The organism is Cupriavidus sp. OV096, from assembly GCF_900115455.1.
Classification (GTDB): domain Bacteria; phylum Pseudomonadota; class Gammaproteobacteria; order Burkholderiales; family Burkholderiaceae; genus Cupriavidus.
Genome location: NZ_FOWM01000002.1, coordinates 588,473 through 606,418, shown reverse-complemented (window position 1 = coordinate 606,418; position 17,946 = coordinate 588,473). Strand labels below are relative to the sequence as shown.

Below are 17,946 nucleotides of genomic sequence, written 5' to 3'. Positions count from 1 at the left end.
ACCCTGAAAGCGATGATCTTCGCGGCGGGACGCGGCGACCGCATGCGTCCGCTGACCGATACCTGCCCCAAGCCGCTGCTGCGCGTGGGCGGCAAGCCGCTGATCGTCTGGAAGATCGAGGCGCTGGCGCGCGCCGGCTTGACCGACATCGTCATCAACCATGCCTGGCTCGGCGAGCAGCTGGAAGCGGCGCTCGGCGACGGCTCGCGCTTCGGCGTGCGCCTGCACTGGTCGGCCGAAGGCAGCGCGCTGGAGACGGCTGGCGGCATCGCCAAGGCCCTGCCGCTACTGACGCCAAACCCTGACGCCGGCGAGATCTTCCTGGCCGTGTCGGGCGACATCTTCTGCGACTTCGACTACGCCGCGCTGCTGCCGCGCGCCCGCGCCATGGCCGGTGCGGAGCGACCGATGATGCACCTGGTGATGGTGCCCAATCCGCCCTTCCACCCGCGCGGGGACTTCGCGCTGGGCGCCGACGGCCTGCTGCGGCTGCCCGATGATGCGGGGGATGCCGTGCCGCTGACCTTCGGCAATATCGGCCTGTACGACACGCGCCTGTTCCGCGAGATCGCGCCGGGTCAGAAAGTGGCGATGACGCCCTATTACCGCGCAGCGATTGCCAGCAGCGATGCCACCGGCGAACGTTTCGACGGCCGTTGGGAGAACGTCGGCACGCCGGCGCAGCTGGCCGCGCTGGATACCGAGTTGCGCGCCGAACTGGGCGTGCCCGCCACCGGCACCGGCGGCGCCTGAGGCGCCCGCGCCACCAGCCAGGCTCCCAGCGGGGCCACCCGCACGCCGACGGGTTTAGAATCGGCATCATTCCCCACCTCGCCACCTCGCCACCCACTCCATGTCCGCACCCGACTCCGCCCTGCTTGGCGCCTGCCGCGACCGCCGCGCCCGCGTGCTGCAACATCTGCGCGCCGGCGGCGGCGGCGTGGCCATCGTGCCCACCGCGCCCGAGGCCATGCGCAACCGTGACAGCGACTATCCCTATCGTCACGACAGCTATTTCTATTACCTGACCGGCTTCACCGAGCCCGAGGCGGTGCTGGTGCTGGTGGCCGGCGCGCCCGGGGAAGGCCCCGGCGCGGACCGCAGCATCCTGTTCTGCCGCCCCAAGCACGAGGAGCGCGAGATCTGGGATGGCTTCCGCCATGGCCCGGAAGGCGCGCGCGCCGCGTTCGGCCTGGACGAGGCGCACTCGGTGGAGGAAATCGACGCCCTGCTCCCGCCGCTGCTGGCCAATCGCGCCCAGGTGGCCTACCCGCTGGCCGCCTCGGCCGAGACGGACCTGAAGGTGCGCGGCTGGCTCGACGCCGTGCGCATGCAGGGCCGCGCCGGCGTGGCCGCACCGTCCGCCGCGCTCGACGTGCGCACTATCCTCGACGAAATGCGGCTGTTCAAGGACGCCGGCGAGGTGGCGATCATGCGCCGCGCGGGCGAGATCTCGGCCCAGGCGCACGTGCGGGCCATGCGCGCCTCGCGGGCCGGGTTGCGCGAATATCACCTCGAAGCCGAACTGCTCTACGAATTCCGTCGCCATGGCGCGCAGAGCGTGGCCTACAACTCGATCGTGGCCACCGGCCCGAACGCCTGCGTGCTGCACTACCGCGCCGGCCCGGCCGAATTGCGCGATGGCGACCTGTGCCTGATCGACGCCGGCTGCGAACTCGACGGCTATGCGTCGGACATCACCCGCACCTTCCCGGTCTCGGGCCGCTTCTCGCCCGCCCAGCGCGAGCTGTACGACCTGGTGGTGGCCGCGCAGGACGCCGCCATCGCCGAGACGCGCGCCGGCGTGCCGTACAACGTGCCCCACGACGCCGCCGTGAAGGTGCTGGCGCAGGGCATGCTCGACACCGGCCTGCTCGATCGCAACAAGGAAGGCACGCTCGACGACGTGCTGGCCAGCGGCAGCTATCGCCGCTTCTATATGCACCGCACCGGCCACTGGCTGGGCATGGACGTGCACGACGTGGGCGAGTACCGCGCGCCGGGCCCGCTGCCCGCCGGCCATGAGGGCGAGCGGCCGTGGCGGCCGCTGGAACCCGGCATGGTGCTGACCATCGAACCTGGTATTTACGTGCGCCCGGCTGAAGACGTGCCGGAGCGCTACTGGCATATCGGCATCCGGATCGAGGACGACGCGGTCGTCACCGCCGGCGACTGCGACCTGCTCACGCGCGGCGTGCCGGTCAAGGCCGATGACATCGAAGCGCTGATGCGCGACAACCTGGGAGACATCGCACGATGAAGACCCTGCTCCGCAAGCTGTTCAGCGGTGGCGGCACGCAACACACGCATTCCAGCAAGCCCGCAGCAGCGCGGCAAGTGGTGCCGGGCGAGCCGTTCGTGATCAATCTGTATGACGACCGCCTGGTCGTGCATCGTCCTGACGGCCAGCGCGAGGAACTCGCCTGGGACGCGCTGGAACGCGTGATCGTGCGGGTTTCCGACCGCGCGCCGTGGACCGGCGCCGCCTGGCTGATCCTGGCCGGCGACGCCGAGAGCAAGCAGGGCTGCGTGGCCCCGCTGGACGCCGCCAACGGCGATGCGCTGGTGGCGCACCTCCAGGCCCTGCCCGGCTTCCACCAGCAGAAGCTCGACAACGCGCTGCGCGATGCCGCCGCCGGCAAGTCGCGCACGGATGCCGTGCTGTGGAAGCGTGCCGCGGCGAATGCGGCGAATGCGGCCGATACGGCCCAATCCGGCGAGGAAGCTCCTGATGACAAGCCCCGTGACCCTCAGCACCACTCCCAGTCCCAGCCACAGTCCGGCGCCCAGCCCTGAGCCGTTCGACATCGCCATCGTCGGCGGCGGGCCCGTCGGCCTGGCGCTGGCGGCGCAGTTGCTGCGCACCACGCCGTGGCGGATCGTGCTGATCGATGCGGCCACGCCGGCCCGCGCCGCGCGGGACCCCCGGGCGATTGCGCTGTCGCACGGCAGCCGCCAGCTACTCGAGCAGATTGGCGCGTGGCCGATGCCGGTGCAACCTATCGAGCACATTCACGTGTCGCAGCGCGGGCGCTTTGGCCACGTGAAACTGCATCACGACGACTACGGCGTGCCGGCGCTCGGCTATGTCGTGCGCTATGGCGACCTGTGCCAGACGCTGGAACGCGCGCTGGCTCGTGCCGCGGACGCCGCGCCGGGCCGCCTGGCGCGCCAGTTCGAGACGCGCATCGACGACATCGCGCAGGACACCAAGGCCGAGCGGCAGGAAGATGCCGCGCTGGTGCGGCTGACCGGCACCTCGCATGCCGATCAGGTCGGGCTGCCCATGGCGGTCACGGCGCGCCTCGCCGTGCAGGCCGAAGGCGGACTGTTCCACCAGCGCACGCAGCGGCTGGCGCGCAGCGCCGAAACCTCCCGGCGGCGCGACTACCAACAGACGGCCATCATCGGCCATGTGACGTGTACGCAACCGCGGCGAGGCTGGGCTTGGGAGCGCTTCACCGAGGAAGGGCCCCTCGCGCTGCTGCCGCATGACGAACACGGCACTGCCGGCTATGCGATGGTCTGGTGCTGCCCGCCCGATACGGCCATGCGGCGGCTCGCGCTGTCCGATGCCGAATTCGCCGCGGAACTGGGCGAGGCGTTCGGCTCGCGCATGGGCCGCTTCACGCTGGTGGGCAAGCGCCACGCGTTCCCGCTGGGGCTGAATGCGGCGCCGGTGACCGTCGATGGCCGCATCGCGGCGGTCGGCAACGCCGCCCAGACGCTGCATCCGGTGGCCGGACAAGGGTTGAACCTTGGCCTGCGCGATGCCTTCGCACTGGCTGACTCGCTGCGCGCCGGCTGCACGCCGCAGGCGTTGCAGGCCTTCGCCGGCCGCCACCGCGTGGACCGGGCGATGACCATCGGCGTGACCGACCTGCTGCCGCGTGTCTTCGGCATCGGCGGGCCGCTGGCGGCCCATGCGCGCGGGGCGTCGCTGGCAGCGCTGGCCTGCGTGGCGCCGCTCAAGGACGCGCTGGCGCGCCACATGATGTACGGCGCGCGCCGCTGATCCCTCGTGGGGGGCGGGCACCGTGCCACGCAGGCACGGCCCGCCCCCTCATCCATGATATTTGCTCATTTCTTGGGCAACCCGGTCCGTTTGGCGGTAAAATCCCGCCCTCGCGCCTTCCCCCAGTACCCGTTTACCGAACGCGCCATGTGACGCAAAACCGTCACGTGCGCCTGTTCCATTCGCTATTCCTATCGTGCAGATCGGTCCGCATCGTCTTCGCAACAACCTGTTCGTCGCCCCCATGGCCGGGGTGACGGACCGGCCGTTCCGCCAGCTGTGCAAGCAGCTGGGCGCGGGCTACGCGGTGTCCGAGATGGTGGCGTCCAACGCCCAGCTCTGGAAGAGCGAGAAGACCATGCGCCGCGCCAACCACGCGGGCGAGGTGGAGCCGATCTCGGTGCAGATTGCCGGCGCCGAGCCGGGGATGATGGCCGAGGCGGCCCGCTACAACGTGGACCGGGGCGCGCAGATCATCGACATCAATATGGGCTGCCCGGCCAAGAAGGTCTGCAACGTGGCGGCCGGGTCGGCGCTGCTGCAGAACGAGCCGCTGGTGGTGCGCATCGTCGAGGCCGTGGTGGGTGCCGTGGGCGACCGCGTGCCCGTGACGCTGAAGATCCGCACCGGCTGGGACCGCGAGCACAAGAATGCGCTGCGCGTGGCGCGCCTGGTGGAAGACGCCGGCATCAGCATGCTGACGATCCACGGGCGCACCCGCGCGGACCTGTACCACGGCGAGGCCGAGTACGAGACGATTGCGGCGGTCAAGCAGTCGATCCGGATTCCCGTGGTGGCCAACGGCGACATCACGTCGCCGCAGAAGGCGCGCGAGGTGCTGGCCGCCACCGGCGCGGACGCGATCATGATCGGCCGCGCGGCGCAGGGCCGGCCGTGGCTGTTCCGCGAGATCGAACACTTCCTGGCGACGGGCGAGATGCTGCCGTCGCCCGAGGTGGCCGAGATCCGCGCGATCATGAACCATCACCTGGCCGACCACTACGCGTTTTACGGCGAGTTCACCGGCGTGCGCACCGCGCGCAAGCACATTGCCTGGTACACGCGCGGCCTCAAGGGCGCGAACCTGTTCCGGCATCGGATGAACACGCTGGAGTCCACCACGGCGCAGCTGGAGGCCGTGAACGCCTTCTTCGACGAGCAGGCGGCGATTTCCGACCGCCTGGTCTATGTGGAAGACGGCGACGCCACGGCCGAAGGCCAAGATAAGAACGCCGACAACAACAACAAGAACAAGGAATTGCTTGCCGCATGAGCCGCAACGCCATCGATCAATGCATCCGGGACAGCCTGGATACCTACTTTCGCGACCTGGACGGCGAAGAGCCGTCCAATATGTACAACATGGTGCTGGAGGCCGTGGAACGGCCCCTGCTGGAAGCCGTGATGGCGCGCGCAGAGCGCAACCAGTCGCTGGCGGCCGCCTATCTCGGCATCAATCGCAACACGCTGCGCAAGAAGCTGCAGCAACACGGTTTACTTTGAAGCGTTCCCCCAAGCCATGATCAAGCAAGCCCTTCTCTCCGTTTCCGACAAGACCGGCATCGTCGATTTCGCGCGCGACCTGAACGCGCTCGGCGTGGTGCTGCTTTCCACCGGCGGCACCGCCAAACTGCTGGCCGACGCCGGCCTGCCCGTGACGGAGGTGGCCGACTACACCGGCTTTCCGGAAATGCTGGACGGCCGCGTGAAGACGCTGCACCCCAAGGTGCACGGCGGCATCCTGGCTCGCCGCGACCTGCCCGAGCACATGGCCGCGCTGGCCGAGCACCAGATTCCCACCATCGACCTGCTGGTGGTGAACCTGTACCCGTTCCAGCAGACCGTGGCCAAGGATGACTGCACGCTGCCGGACGCCATCGAGAACATCGACATCGGCGGCCCGACCATGCTGCGCTCGGCGGCCAAGAACCACCGCGACGTGACCGTGATCGTGGACCCGGCCGACTACGCCGTGGTGCTGGACGAAATGCGCGCCAACGCCAACAGCGTCGGCTACGACACCAACTTCCGCCTGGCCACCAAGGTCTTCGCGCATACCGCCCAATATGACGGTGCAATCACAAACTACCTGACCAGCCTCGGCGCCGACAAGTCGCACCAGGCCCGCAGCGCCTATCCGAAGACGCTGAACCTGGCCTTCGAGAAGGTGCAGGAGATGCGCTACGGCGAGAACCCGCACCAGTCGGCCGCCTTCTACCGCGACCTGAAGGCCGTGGACGGCGCGCTGGCCAACTACGTGCAGCTGCAGGGCAAGGAGCTGTCGTACAACAACATCGCCGACGCGGACGCCGCGTGGGAGTGCGTGAAGTCGTTCGATGCCGCCAACGGCGCCGCCTGCGTGATCATCAAGCACGCCAACCCGTGCGGCGTGGCCGTGGGCGTGAACGCGCTGGAAGCCTACGACAAGGCCTTCAAGACCGACTCGACCTCGGCCTTCGGCGGCATCATCGCCTTCAACGTGGAACTGGACGAAGCCGCCGCGCAGGCCGTGGCGAAGCAGTTCGTGGAAGTGCTGATCGCCCCGTCGTTCAGCACGGCGGCCCGCAACGTGTTCGCGGCCAAGCAGAACGTGCGTCTGCTGGAGATTCCGCTGGGCAAGGGCGTGAACCAATACGACCTCAAGCGCGTGGGCGGCGGCCTGCTGGTGCAGGGCCCCGATGCGCGCAACGTGCAGCCGTCCGAGCTGCGCGTGGTGACGCGCCGCCATCCCACCCCGAAGGAAATGGACGATCTGATGTTCGCCTGGCGCGTGGCCAAGTTCGTGAAGTCGAACGCCATCGTGTTCTGCGGCGGCGGCATGACGCTGGGCGTGGGCGCGGGCCAGATGAGCCGCGTGGATTCCGCCCGCATCGCCAGCATCAAGGCGCAGAACGCCGGCCTGACCCTGGCGGGCTCCGCCGTGGCCAGCGACGCCTTCTTCCCGTTCCGTGACGGCCTGGACGTGGTGGTGGATGCAGGCGCAACCTGCGTGATCCAGCCGGGCGGCTCGATGCGCGACGACGAGGTGATCGCCGCCGCCGACGAGCGCAACATCGCCATGGTGCTGACCGGCACGCGCCACTTCCGGCATTGAGACGCGGCGGCGCATACTGAGGCGCCGGCCCTCTCCCCTCAGTGGGAGAGGGTCGGGGAGAGGGGTGGTCTAGCAAAGCACCACGACGAACGAAGCCCAAACAACACCATGCGCATCCTCGGCATCGATCCCGGCCTCCGCACCACCGGCTTTGGCGTGTTGGAAAAACACGGCAACAAGCTGGCCTACGTGGCCTCCGGCACCATCAAGAGCGACGGGAATTCCAGCCTCCCGGAGCGGCTCAAGACCCTTTACGACGGCATCTCCGAAGTCGCCCGCACCTATGCGCCCGACTGCGCGGCCATCGAGAAGGTCTTCGTCAACGTCAATCCGCAGTCCACGCTGATGCTCGGCCAGGCGCGCGGGGCCGCCATCTGCGGCCTTGTCGGCCATGGCCTGCCCGTGTTCGAGTACACCGCGCTCCAGTTGAAGGTGGCCGTGGTCGGCTATGGCCGGGCCAACAAGGAACAGGTGCAGGAGATGGTGATGCGGCTGCTGGCGCTGTCCGGCAGGCCGAGTTCCGATGCGGCCGATGCGCTCGGCGTGGCCATCTGCCATGCCAACGGCGGCGATACCCTCGGCACGCTGGCCGGCATGGCGCCCGACCTGGCCCGCAAGGGGCTGCGCGTACGGCGCGGGCGCCTGGTCGGGTAGTCCGGCGCCGGACAGGCCAACTCCGGCCTCTGCTCGTACAATCGGCGTTCCGCCCCATCCCATGAACGCCGCGCGATGTCCTTCCTTCCCCGCCTGACCCTTGCCTTTGCCACTGCCACCCTGATTGCGGGCTGCGCCACGCCGCACCACGCACATAAGGACAAGGCGGCGGCCTCCACCGCGGCGGTCCCGGCGCCCGCCCCGGCCGCCCCGCCGGCCCCGAAAGCGCTGGTCATCGCCCATCGCGGCGCCAGCGCGCTGCGCCCGGAGCACACGCTGGCGTCCTACGCCAAGGCCATCGAGGACGGCGCCGACGTGATCGAGCCGGACCTCGTCATGACCCGCGACGGCGTGCTGGTCGCCCGCCACGAGAACGACATCACCGGCACCACCAATGTGGCCGAAGTGGCGGAGTTTGCCGACCGCAAGCGCATCAAGGTCATCGACGGGGAACGCCTGACCGGCTGGTTCACCGAGGACTTCACGCTGGCCGAGCTGAAGACGCTGCGCGCCCGCGAGCGCATTCCCAAGCTGCGCCCGCTCAACGCCAAGCTGAACGACCAGTTCGAGATTCCCACTTTCGACGAAATCCTGCGGCTGGCCTCGCAGGCGGCCATCAAGCGCGGCCGCCCGGTGGGGATCTACCCCGAGCTGAAGCACCCGAGCTACTTCCGGGGTATCGGCCTGCCGCTCGAGGAGAAAGTCGCCGCCGCGCTGCAGGCCAACGCCTACGCCCGCAGCGCGCCGGTCTTCGTCCAGTCGTTCGAAGTGGGCCCGTTGCGCACGATGAAGCGGCTGCTGGGCACCTCGATGCCGAACGTGAAGATCGTACAGCTGATTGGCAGCCCGTCCAGCCGCCCCGCCGACTGGCGCCTGGCCGGCGACACGCGCAACTACGCCGAGATGCTCACGCCACTGGGCCTGCGCGAAGTGGCGACCTACGCCAACGGCATCGGCCCCGAGAAGAGCAACGTGGTGCCACGCGACGCCCAGGGCGGGCTGGCCGCCCCCACGGCGCTGGTGACCAACGCCCACGCGGCCGGGCTGACGGTCCACCCGTACACGTTCCGGCCCGAGAACAGCTTCCTGCCGAAGCCGTTCCGGGTGGCCGGCGATGACGCCACGCGCAGCCCCAACGGCCTGGTGCGCGAAATCCAGGCCTTCCTGGCCGCCGGCGTGGATGGCGTCTTCACCGACGACCCGGCGCTGGGCCGCCGCGCCGTGGACAGCGCACCGGAGCGATAACCCGCAGCGATAACCGCCAGCGCGCCACCCGCACGCGCTACACTTGCCGGCAATTTCGTCACCCCACCCTGCCCACCATGATCGGTCGCATTGCCGGCACCCTGCTTGAGAAGAATCCCCCGCACCTGTTGGTCGACTGCCACGGCGTGGGCTATGAGATCGACGTGCCGATGAGCACGTTCTACAACCTGCCCGCCGTGGGCCAGCCGGTGACGCTGCTGACGCAGCAGATCGTGCGCGAGGATGCCAACCTGCTCTACGGCTTCGGCTCGGCGTCCGAGCGCAACACGTTCCGCGAGTTGATCAAGATCACCGGCATCGGCGCACGCATGGCGCTGGCCGTGCTGTCGGGGCTGTCCGTGAGCGAACTGGCGCAGGTCGTCACACTGCAGGAGGCAGGCCGGCTGACGCGGATTCCAGGCATCGGCAAGAAAACCGCCGAGCGGCTGCTGCTGGAACTCAAGGGCAAGCTGGGGGCCGAACTGGGCCACGCGCCGGGCGCCACGCCCGTCGCCGACAGCGCCGTGGACGTGCTCAACGCCCTGCTGGCGCTGGGCTACTCCGAGAAAGAGGCCGCGCTGGCCATCAAGCAGGTGCCGGCCGGCACGGGTGTGTCCGACGGCATCAAGCTGGCGCTGAAGTCGCTCTCGAAGGGCTAGCGAAGGGCTAGCGCGAGAGGCAGCCGGCGTAGAATGACGGCTGTCCCGCATTCCACCGCCATGATCGAAACCGACAAGCTCACCGGCGCCGAGCGCCAGCCCGAACGGGTTATCTCGGCCACCCCCGCCTCCGCCCGCGAGGAGGCCTTCGAGCGCGCCCTGCGGCCCAAGCTGCTGGACGAGTACGTCGGCCAGGAAAAGATCCGTGGCCAGCTCGACATCTTCATGCACGCGGCCCGCAACCGCCGCGAGGCGCTGGACCACGTGCTGCTGTTCGGCCCGCCGGGCCTCGGCAAGACCACGCTGGCCCACATCATCGCGCGCGAAATGGGCGTGAGCCTGCGCCAGACCTCCGGGCCGGTGCTCGAGCGCCCGGGCGACCTGGCCGCACTGCTGACCAACCTCGAAGCCAACGACGTGCTGTTCATCGACGAAATCCACCGGCTCTCGCCGGTCGTCGAGGAAATCCTGTACCCGGCGCTCGAGGACTACCAGATCGACATCATGATCGGCGAAGGCCCGGCGGCCCGCTCGGTCAAGCTGGACCTGCAGCCGTTCACGCTGGTGGGCGCCACCACGCGCGCCGGCATGCTGACCAACCCGCTGCGCGACCGCTTCGGCATCGTGGCGCGGCTGGAGTTCTATACGGCCGAGGAACTGGCGCGCATCGTCACACGCTCGGCCCAGTTGCTCAACGCGGTGATCGAGCCCCTGGGTGCGCTCGAGATAGCCCGCCGGGCGCGCGGCACGCCCCGTATCGCCAACCGGCTGCTGCGACGCGTGCGCGATTACGCCGAGGTGAAGGGCGACGGCACGATCAGCCGCGAGACGGCCGATGCCGCGCTGGCGATGCTCGACGTGGATCGCGTCGGCTTCGACCTGATGGACCGCAAGCTGCTGGAAGCCGTGCTGCACAAGTTCGGCGGCGGCCCGGTGGGCGTGGACAACCTGGCGGCGGCCATCGGCGAGGAGCGCGACACCATCGAGGACGTGCTGGAGCCCTACCTGATCCAGCAAGGTTACCTGCAGCGCACACCGCGCGGCCGGGTGGCGACGGCGGCGGCGTACCGGCATTTCGGGCTCGCCACGCCGCAGGACGACTCCGGCAGCGATCTGCTTGAGACGCCCTGAGCGTCCCCTAAGCGTCCCCTAAGCGTCCGCTGAGCGTCCCCTAAGCCTCTCCCCAGACAAAATCAGCCGAATCCGGCCTGCTGCAGTGCGCAACGACCGCGCATTGCAGCCCGCCCCCGCCAGTTAAACGTTTTCGCGCACCGCTCCAAATTTTTTCGAAGTGGATTGCCCGCTTATGGCCGGTTGTCCACAATGGCTCCATCAGTTTCCACTTACAGCGCCCATTGCGCCAGAAAGGACTCAGAGCCATGATCCAGCGACCCATCCCGACCCTTGCCTTGCTTGCCAGCCTGCTCCTGGCCGCTGGCGCCGTGCATGCGCAGAAGACGCCTGCGCCGGTCGGCATCGCCGAGGAAGCCGTTATCAGCGGCAAGGTCGTCGATGTCGATGTCAACTCGAAGGCCGTGCTCGTGCAGGGGCCGAAGGGCAATATCGTCGAGATCGTGGGCGGCGACGAGGCCAAGAATATCGGCAACGTGCGCAAGGGTGACATCGTCACGCTGACGCGCGCGGCGGCCGTGGTGGCGGCGCTGGAGCCGCTCGACAGCAAGGACACCCCGCTGGTGGAGCAGGTGGAGCGCACCTCGCGCGCGGCCGAGGGCGGCAAGCCCGGCGTGATGCGCGAGATCACCACCACCATCACGGCGCAGATCACCAAGATCGATACCGCCAATCGCACCGTGACCTTCCGTGGCCCGCGCGAGACGCTGCGCACGGTCAAGGTCCGTGACCCGAACATCGACCTCACCAAGATCAAGCAGGGCCAGATGGCGAAGATCGTCGTGCGTGAGGTGGTCGCCATCACCGTGAAGTCGCCTAACGCCGGCTGAAGTCCGGTCCGAACCACCGGAAAGAGTCGAATGCAGTACTTTTCCCCATCAGGAGGTTGCATATGAATCGACGCCATTTCGTGACGCGGGTGACCGGATCGGGCCTGCTCGTGGCCACGGCCTTTGCCGCGGGCTGCACCACCACGGGTCCCAAGACGCCCGAGGACGCCGCCGCCAAGAAACAGGAAATCGACGCCGGCGTGGACGGCGCGCTGAACCGGCTCTACGCCTCGGTGGACGGCTCGCGCGAGCTGGCTAACCGTTCCCAGGGCATTCTGGTGTTCCCGCGCGTGATCGGCGGCGGGCTGGTCGTGGCCGGCGAGTACGGCGACGGCGCGCTGCGCTCGAAGGGCGCCACGGTGGGCTACTACCGCACGATCTCGGCCTCGTTCGGCTTCACCGCCGGCGGCCAGTCGAAAGCGGTGATCTTGATGTTCATGACGCCCGAGGCCTACAACAAGTTCGTGCAGTCCAGCGGCTGGACGGCCGGCGTGGACGGCAGCGTGGCGCTGGCCAAGATCGGCGCGAACGGCAAGCTGGATACCGTCACGGGCCAGCAGCCGGTGATCGGTTTCGTGCAGACCAACGCGGGGCTGATGTTCGATGCCTCGATCGACGGCTCCAAGATCAGCAAGCTGTCGCTCTGATCGACCTGGTTTTCCCATCCTCCAGGGTGTGTTGGCTCCCGGCTCCGGCCGGGAGTTTTCTTTTGCGGGCCCGGCGGGCCCGGCTTGCCGACACGTGTGGCGCCGCGCTGGCATAATCGCGCGAACCCCCGCACCGGAAGCGCTCCCGCCCATGCCCCCGCCCCTGTCCTCGCCCGAGTCTCACGCCACGCCCCTCCCTGCCGTCGATGCCGCGCACACTGGTCGCGTCTACCGCTACTACGACTTGGTCATGGTGGCCTTCGTCACGGTACTGCTCTGCTCCAACCTGATCGGCGCGGCCAAGGCGGCGCAGGTCACGCTACCCGTGATCGGCCCGGTCACCTTCGGCGCCGGCGTGCTGTTCTTCCCGATTTCGTACATTTTTGGCGACGTGCTGACCGAGGTCTACGGCTATGGCCGCGACCGCCGCGTGGTCTGGGCCGGCTTCACCGCGCTGGCCTTCGCCACGTTCATGAGCCTGGTGGTGCTGAAGATGCCGGTGGCGCCGTTCATGGCGGACTACCAGAAGAGCCTGGAGGATGTGTTCGGCAACACGTGGCGGATCGCGCTGGGGTCGCTGATCGCGTTCTGCTGCGGCAGCTTCACCAACAGCTACGTGCTGGCGAAGATGAAGCTGTGGAGCGGCGGGCGCTGGCTGTGGACGCGCACCATCGGCTCCACGCTGGCCGGGGAACTGGTCGATTCCTCGCTGTTCTACGTGATTGCCTTCTATGGCATCTGGCCGCTGGAGAAGGTCATCCAGGTGGCCGTGGCCCAGTACGTGTTGAAGACGGCCTGGGAAGTGGTCATGACGCCGGTCACCTACAAGGTGGTGGGCTTCCTGAAGCGGGCCGAGAACGAGGACTGGTTCGACCGGCACACCAACTTCACGCCGTTCCGGCTCAAGGTCTGAGCCTTCCGGGGTGGGCCCCCGGACGCGCGGCTAGGGCACGCGCTTGTCGACTTCGTCGAGCGCCAGCGCCTCCAGGTGGCTCACATCGCCCCATTGCAGCAGGGTCAGGTGCGCGCTGTCGCTGCGCAGGCGGTTGACGCTGGCGTTCAGCAGTTCGTGCTGGCGCGGCGCCTCGAGCGTCATGCCGGTGGCCTCGCGATACAGGCAGTCGAGCACGCCGCCGTGCGCCACCAGCGCGATGCGCTCGCCCGGATGCCGGCGCGACAGCGCCAGCGCGGCCTCGACCGCGCGTTCGTGGAATTCCAGCAGCGACTCACCCTCGGGCGGCGCGTAGTCCGGCACGCGGGCCTGCCAGCGCGCGAAGTCCTCGGGGCGCTGCTCGGCCACTTCGGCATAGGTCATGCCTTCCAGGTCGCCGTAGCAGCGCTCGCGCAGGCGGGCGTCGGGCCGCACTTGCAGACCCAGCGTCTCGGCCAGCGGCATGGCGGTTTCCATGGCGCGGCCCAGGTCGCTCGAATAGATGGCGTCGATCGGCTCGCCGGCCAGCGCCTCGGCCAGCGCGGCCGCCTGGGCGCGGCCCACCTCGTTCAGCGGGATATCGAGCTGGCCCTGCAGGCGCCGCGCGCGGTTCCAGGCCGTCTCGCCATGACGGATCACGATCAGGTGGGTGTAGGCCAGCGACTGCGGCCCGGAGCTTTGCGACATGCCGGTTCCTTGGGGGCGACGGTTGCGCGCCGGGTCTGCGCCCGGCGTGCGGATGATTACCGGATCAGTTTCGGATTGAGCGTGTAGGTGCCGGTGAGCGAGGCTTCGGCCAGCACGTGGCCCTGGATGGCCTGGCGCACATCGGCGCCAGTGAAATGGCCTTCCACGGGCAGGCGTTCGATATCGAGCGCGTAGACCGTGAACACGTAGCGGTGCACCAGCGCGTCGTTCCAGGGCGGGCAGGGACCGTCGTAGCCGAAGTAGTGGCCCTTCATGTCCTCGTCGCCGGAAAACCACGCCGTGTAGTCGTTGGTGCCGTGGCGCAGGCCGCCGGCCACGGCCGTGCCGACCAGCGTGTCCGGGCCCGGCTTGCCGCGCGCGATCACGCCGTCGCTGTGCGTGCCGGCCGAGATCGTGTTCAGGCCCGGCGGTATGTCCACCAGCACCCAGTGGAAGAAGTCCGCGCGCGGCAGCGTGGCCGGCACTTCGCGGTCGGCCTGGTTCACGTCGTCGCCCACGCTCGGCACATCGGGATCATGGGCGACCAGCACGAACGAACGCGTCTCGGCGGGGAAACCGTCCCAATGCAGGTCCGGATTGCGATTGCTCGACAGCGCCACATGATTGGCGGCATCGGGCACGCAGAACGCAAACTCGCCCGGAATGGGCGCGTTGTCGGCAAATGCCTTGCTCCAGAGTTTCATGAGGATCTCCTTGGATGTGTCACGCCGTGCCGGCCGGCGGCACGCGCAGCCAGAACGTCACGGGGCCGTCATTGACGAGGCTGACCTGCATCATCGCGCCAAACTCGCCGGTTTCCACCGACGAATGCGCGGCGCGCGCGCGGGCCACGAAATGTTCATACAATCGCCGACCATCCTCGGGCGACGCCGCCGGCGTAAAGCTCGGCCGCGTGCCGCTGTTGGTATCGGCGGCAAGCGTGAACTGCGACACCACCAGCAGCCCGCCCGCCTTGCCCTGCCCGTCCATGTTCTGCACCGGCAGGTTCATCTTCCCCTCGGCGTCTGAAAACACGCGGTAGGCGAGCAGCTTGGCCAGCAGGCGCTCGGCCTGGGCCTCGGTGTCGCCGCGCTCGGCGCAGACCAGCGCCAGCAGCCCGGCGCCGATCTCGCCGGTGGTGCGGCCCGCCACGGTCACGCGGGCCTGCGCCACGCGCTGGATCAGGGCGATCATCGCGCCTTACACCAGGGTCACGCGCGCGAAGCGGCGCTTGCCCACCTGGACCACATAGGTGCCGGCGGCCACCTTTGTGGACTTGTCGCCGACCACGGAGCCGTCGATCTTGACGCCGCCCTGCTCGATATTGCGGTTGGCTTCCGAGGTGGACGGCACCAGGTTGGCCTGCTTCAGCAGTTGGGCGATGCCCAGCGGCGCGCCTTCCAGCGTCACCGCCGGGATGTCGTCCGGCACGCCGCCGCGCGCGCGGTGGTTGAAGTCCTCGAGCGCCTTCTCGGCATCGGCCGCGCTGTGGAAGCGCGTGACGATCTCCTGCGCCAGCGCCACCTTGCATTCGCGCGGGTTGCGGCCCAGCGCGATCTCTTGCTTCATCAGGTCGATCTCGCTCATCGGCCGGAACGACAGCAGCGTGAAGTACTGCCACATCAGGTCGTCCGAGATGCTCATCAGCTTGCCGAACATGTCGTTCGGGGCCTCGGCCACGCCGATGTAGTTGTTTTTCGACTTCGACATCTTCTCGACGCCGTCCAGCCCCACCAGCAGCGGCATGGTCAGGATGCACTGCGGCTCCTGGCCGTATTCCTTCTGCAGCTCACGGCCCACCAGCAGGTTGAACTTCTGGTCGGTGCCGCCCAGCTCGATATCGGCCTTGAGCGCCACGGAATCGTAGCCCTGCATGAGCGGATAAAGGAACTCATGGACCGAAATTGGAATCCCAGACCGGAACCGTTTGGTGAAGTCGTCGCGCTCCATCATCCGGGCGACGGTGTACTTGGCTGCCAGCTGGATCATGCCGCGCGCGCCGAGCGGGTCGCTCCACTCGCTGTTGTAGCGGATTTCGGTCCGGGCGGGGTCGAGCACCAGGCTGGCCTGGCGGTAGTAGGTCTGGGCGTTGGCCTCGATCTGCTCCCGGGTAAGCGGCGGCCGGGTGGCATTGCGGCCGGACGGATCGCCGATCGTGGAGGTGAAATCGCCGATCAGGAAGATCACCTGGTGGCCAAGGTCCTGGAGCTGGCGCAGCTTGTTCAGCACCACGGTGTGACCCAGGTGGATGTCCGGCGCGGTGGGGTCCAGACCCAGCTTGATGCGGAGTGGCACCCCGGTAGCCTCGCTGCGGGCGAGCTTCTGGAGCCACTCGGCTTCGATCAACAGCTCGTCGCAGCCACGCTTGGTGATCTCCAGGGCCTGCATCACCGACGGCGTAAGTGGATATTTGGCCGCGGCGGCCGGGGTCACTTCAGACATGAGATAAGTCGTTGAAATAATTAAGGAATCGCCGACGGACAGCCGGTGTCGTTCTGGTATAATTCGCGCTTTGCGTCTGCCGGGGCAGCCCGGCGGCAACCGCCATTGTAGGCGGCTGACAAACATTGGCCCGCGCCGCAACCTCGGGGGAGGAAGGCAGACGAAGACACATCGTCGCGGCAGCGGAGCCCGGAATCAAGGTTGAATTTTACGTGATGTGGTCCAGTCTCCGCGAAGTTTTCGCGCGCGAGCTGGTGGTGCTTGTCGACCCGACCAACCCCCAGCATGCCCGGCGCCGGAAGCAACTCACCGTTGCTGTCGGCACCGTTTTCACGCTCGGCATGGCTGCCGCGATGGGCGTCGCCCCGCGCAATGCCTATGACGACCCCCAGGCGCCGAAGGTGCAGGAGGCCATTCGCCTGCCCGACCTGCGCACCCAGCTCGAACAGCTCACCGAGAGCGATCCCGAAAGCCGCTATGTGCGCGAGGACCGCATGCAGCGCAGCGACACCCTGGCCACGCTGCTGCGCCGGCTGGGCGTGGAGGATCCCGACGCCCAGGCGTTCATCCTCAAGAACGCCACCGCGCGGGGGCTGCTCAACCTCGACGCCGGCCAGGCCGTGCAGGCCGAGATCGACGACCACAACCTGCTGGTGTCGCTCCAGGCCAACCTGGGCGGCGACGCCGCCGCCTCGCGCGAACTCGTGATCGAGCGCGTGGCGCCGAAGGCCGAGGGCGGCGACTACACCTACAAGGCGCGCGTCCAGTCCGTGGACAACGACGTGCACTACGAGATGGCTTCCGGCGGGATCGAGGCCGGCGGCTTCTTCAAGTCGATGGACAGCGCCAACGTGCCGGACGACATCGTCCAGAAGATGATCTCGATCTTCTCGGGCGTGATCGACTTCCACCACGACATCGCCAAGGGCGACCGCTTCCGCATCGTCTACGAGGCCGGTTTCCGCGACGGCGCCTTCGTGCGCAACGGCCGCGTGGTGGCCGTGGAGCTGATCAATCGCAACACATTGCATCAGGCGCTCTGGTACGCCCCGGAAGAAGGTGAAGCCGGCGCCTACTACACGTTCGACGGTCGCACCATGAAGCGGCCGTTCCTGCGTTCGCCGGTGGAGTTCTCGCGCGTATCGTCGGGCTTCGGCGGGCGTGACCATCCGCTCCACCACCAGTGGGCGCAGCACAAGGGTGTGGACTTCGCCGCGCCGCAGGGCACCAAGGTCATCGCCACCGGCGATGCCACGGTGGACTTCGTCGGCCAGCAGAACGGCTACGGCAACATCGTGGTGCTCCAGCACGCGGGCGGGTACTCGACGTACTACGCCCACCTGTCCGGCTTTGCCGGGCTGCGCCAGGGCCAGCACGTGAGCCAGGGCCAGGTGATCGGCTATGTCGGCGCCACCGGCTGGGCCACCGGGCCGCACCTGCACTACGAATTCCGCTTCAACGACGTGCCGCAGAACCCGCTCACCATCACCCTGATGGAAGCGCCGGCGCTGACCGGCAAGTCGCGCACGCAGTTCCTGACCTATACCAGCGCGATGTTGAGCCGCATCAACATGCTGCGCACCTACAACGTCCTGACCGCCAGCAACTGAC

Annotated in this window: 19 protein-coding genes; 15 read left to right on the top strand and 4 right to left on the bottom strand. The window is 68.3% G+C overall.

What is annotated here, in order from left to right; all coding sequences use genetic code 11:
* Positions 1-3 precede the first annotated feature (3 nt).
* From murU to BM115_RS06765, 14 genes are all read left to right on the top strand, one after another.
* Positions 4-753 carry an N-acetylmuramate alpha-1-phosphate uridylyltransferase MurU gene (gene murU / locus BM115_RS06830; protein ID WP_092292149.1) on the top strand — a complete coding sequence of 250 codons (750 nt, stop codon included), beginning with the start codon at positions 4-6 and terminating at the stop codon, positions 751-753.
* Positions 754-853: 100 nt separating this feature from the next.
* Entirely contained in the window at positions 854-2,260 is a 1,407-nt protein-coding gene (locus tag BM115_RS06825; protein ID WP_092291923.1) for an aminopeptidase P N-terminal domain-containing protein, read from the top strand.
* Positions 2,257-2,796: a hypothetical protein gene (locus BM115_RS06820; RefSeq protein ID WP_255370716.1), complete on the top strand. Its 540-nt coding sequence runs from the start codon at positions 2,257-2,259 to the stop codon at positions 2,794-2,796. Before BM115_RS06825 ends, BM115_RS06820 begins: the two co-directional genes overlap by 4 nt.
* Positions 2,732-4,015: a UbiH/UbiF/VisC/COQ6 family ubiquinone biosynthesis hydroxylase gene (locus BM115_RS06815; protein WP_092291921.1), complete on the top strand. Its 1,284-nt coding sequence runs from the start codon at positions 2,732-2,734 to the stop codon at positions 4,013-4,015. The genes BM115_RS06820 and BM115_RS06815 overlap by 65 nt, the downstream gene beginning before the upstream one ends.
* Before the next feature lie 196 nt (positions 4,016-4,211).
* Positions 4,212-5,288, top strand: coding sequence for a tRNA dihydrouridine synthase DusB (gene dusB, locus BM115_RS06810; protein ID WP_092291919.1), 1,077 nt, complete (start codon positions 4,212-4,214; stop codon positions 5,286-5,288).
* Positions 5,285-5,518: a Fis family transcriptional regulator gene (locus tag BM115_RS06805; protein ID WP_092291917.1), complete on the top strand. Its 234-nt coding sequence runs from the start codon at positions 5,285-5,287 to the stop codon at positions 5,516-5,518. Before dusB ends, BM115_RS06805 begins: the two co-directional genes overlap by 4 nt.
* 16 nt (positions 5,519-5,534) lie before the next feature.
* Positions 5,535-7,109: a bifunctional phosphoribosylaminoimidazolecarboxamide formyltransferase/IMP cyclohydrolase gene (gene purH / locus BM115_RS06800; RefSeq protein WP_092291915.1), complete on the top strand. Its 1,575-nt coding sequence runs from the start codon at positions 5,535-5,537 to the stop codon at positions 7,107-7,109.
* A gap of 108 nt (positions 7,110-7,217) precedes the next feature.
* Entirely contained in the window at positions 7,218-7,763 is a 546-nt protein-coding gene (ruvC, locus tag BM115_RS06795; RefSeq protein ID WP_092291913.1) for a crossover junction endodeoxyribonuclease RuvC, read from the top strand.
* 75 nt (positions 7,764-7,838) lie between these two features.
* The gene (locus tag BM115_RS06790) at positions 7,839-9,008 is read left to right on the top strand and encodes a glycerophosphodiester phosphodiesterase (protein WP_092291911.1); all 1,170 of its coding nucleotides are present in this window, start codon (positions 7,839-7,841) and stop codon (positions 9,006-9,008) included.
* A 77-nt stretch (positions 9,009-9,085) separates the two neighbouring features.
* Positions 9,086-9,667, top strand: coding sequence for a Holliday junction branch migration protein RuvA (ruvA, locus tag BM115_RS06785; RefSeq protein ID WP_092291909.1), 582 nt, complete (start codon positions 9,086-9,088; stop codon positions 9,665-9,667).
* Between the two features lie 60 nt (positions 9,668-9,727).
* Positions 9,728-10,798, top strand: coding sequence for a Holliday junction branch migration DNA helicase RuvB (ruvB, locus tag BM115_RS06780; RefSeq protein WP_092292147.1), 1,071 nt, complete (start codon positions 9,728-9,730; stop codon positions 10,796-10,798).
* Between the two features lie 248 nt (positions 10,799-11,046).
* A complete protein-coding gene (locus BM115_RS06775; RefSeq protein ID WP_092291907.1) occupies positions 11,047-11,628 on the top strand; it encodes a hypothetical protein in 582 nt (193 codons plus the stop codon).
* A 62-nt stretch (positions 11,629-11,690) separates the two neighbouring features.
* Complete coding sequence (locus BM115_RS06770) at positions 11,691-12,275, top strand: BPSL1445 family SYLF domain-containing lipoprotein (protein ID WP_092291905.1); 585 nt, start codon at positions 11,691-11,693, stop codon at positions 12,273-12,275.
* A 250-nt stretch (positions 12,276-12,525) separates the two neighbouring features.
* Positions 12,526-13,188, top strand: coding sequence for a queuosine precursor transporter (locus BM115_RS06765; protein WP_255370731.1), 663 nt, complete (start codon positions 12,526-12,528; stop codon positions 13,186-13,188).
* Positions 13,189-13,218: 30 nt separating this feature from the next.
* Here BM115_RS06765 and BM115_RS06760 read toward each other — a convergent pair whose 3' ends face one another.
* From BM115_RS06760 to tyrS, 4 genes are read right to left on the bottom strand one after another with little or no spacing between them, the layout of a single operon-like run.
* Complete coding sequence (locus BM115_RS06760) at positions 13,219-13,893, bottom strand: histidine phosphatase family protein (protein WP_092291903.1); 675 nt, start codon at positions 13,891-13,893, stop codon at positions 13,219-13,221.
* A 56-nt stretch (positions 13,894-13,949) separates the two neighbouring features.
* Entirely contained in the window at positions 13,950-14,597 is a 648-nt protein-coding gene (locus BM115_RS06755) for a YbhB/YbcL family Raf kinase inhibitor-like protein (protein WP_092291901.1), read from the bottom strand.
* A gap of 19 nt (positions 14,598-14,616) precedes the next feature.
* Positions 14,617-15,087, bottom strand: coding sequence for a D-aminoacyl-tRNA deacylase (gene dtd, locus BM115_RS06750; protein WP_092291899.1), 471 nt, complete (start codon positions 15,085-15,087; stop codon positions 14,617-14,619).
* A 6-nt stretch (positions 15,088-15,093) separates the two neighbouring features.
* Positions 15,094-16,335: a tyrosine--tRNA ligase gene (gene tyrS / locus BM115_RS06745; protein WP_092291897.1), complete on the bottom strand. Its 1,242-nt coding sequence runs from the start codon at positions 16,333-16,335 to the stop codon at positions 15,094-15,096.
* 215 nt (positions 16,336-16,550) lie between these two features.
* Here tyrS and BM115_RS06740 point away from each other — a divergent pair, with 215 nt between their 5' ends.
* The gene (locus tag BM115_RS06740; RefSeq protein WP_092291895.1) at positions 16,551-17,945 is read left to right on the top strand and encodes a M23 family metallopeptidase; all 1,395 of its coding nucleotides are present in this window, start codon (positions 16,551-16,553) and stop codon (positions 17,943-17,945) included.
* The last annotated feature ends 1 nt before the right edge of the window (position 17,946 follow it).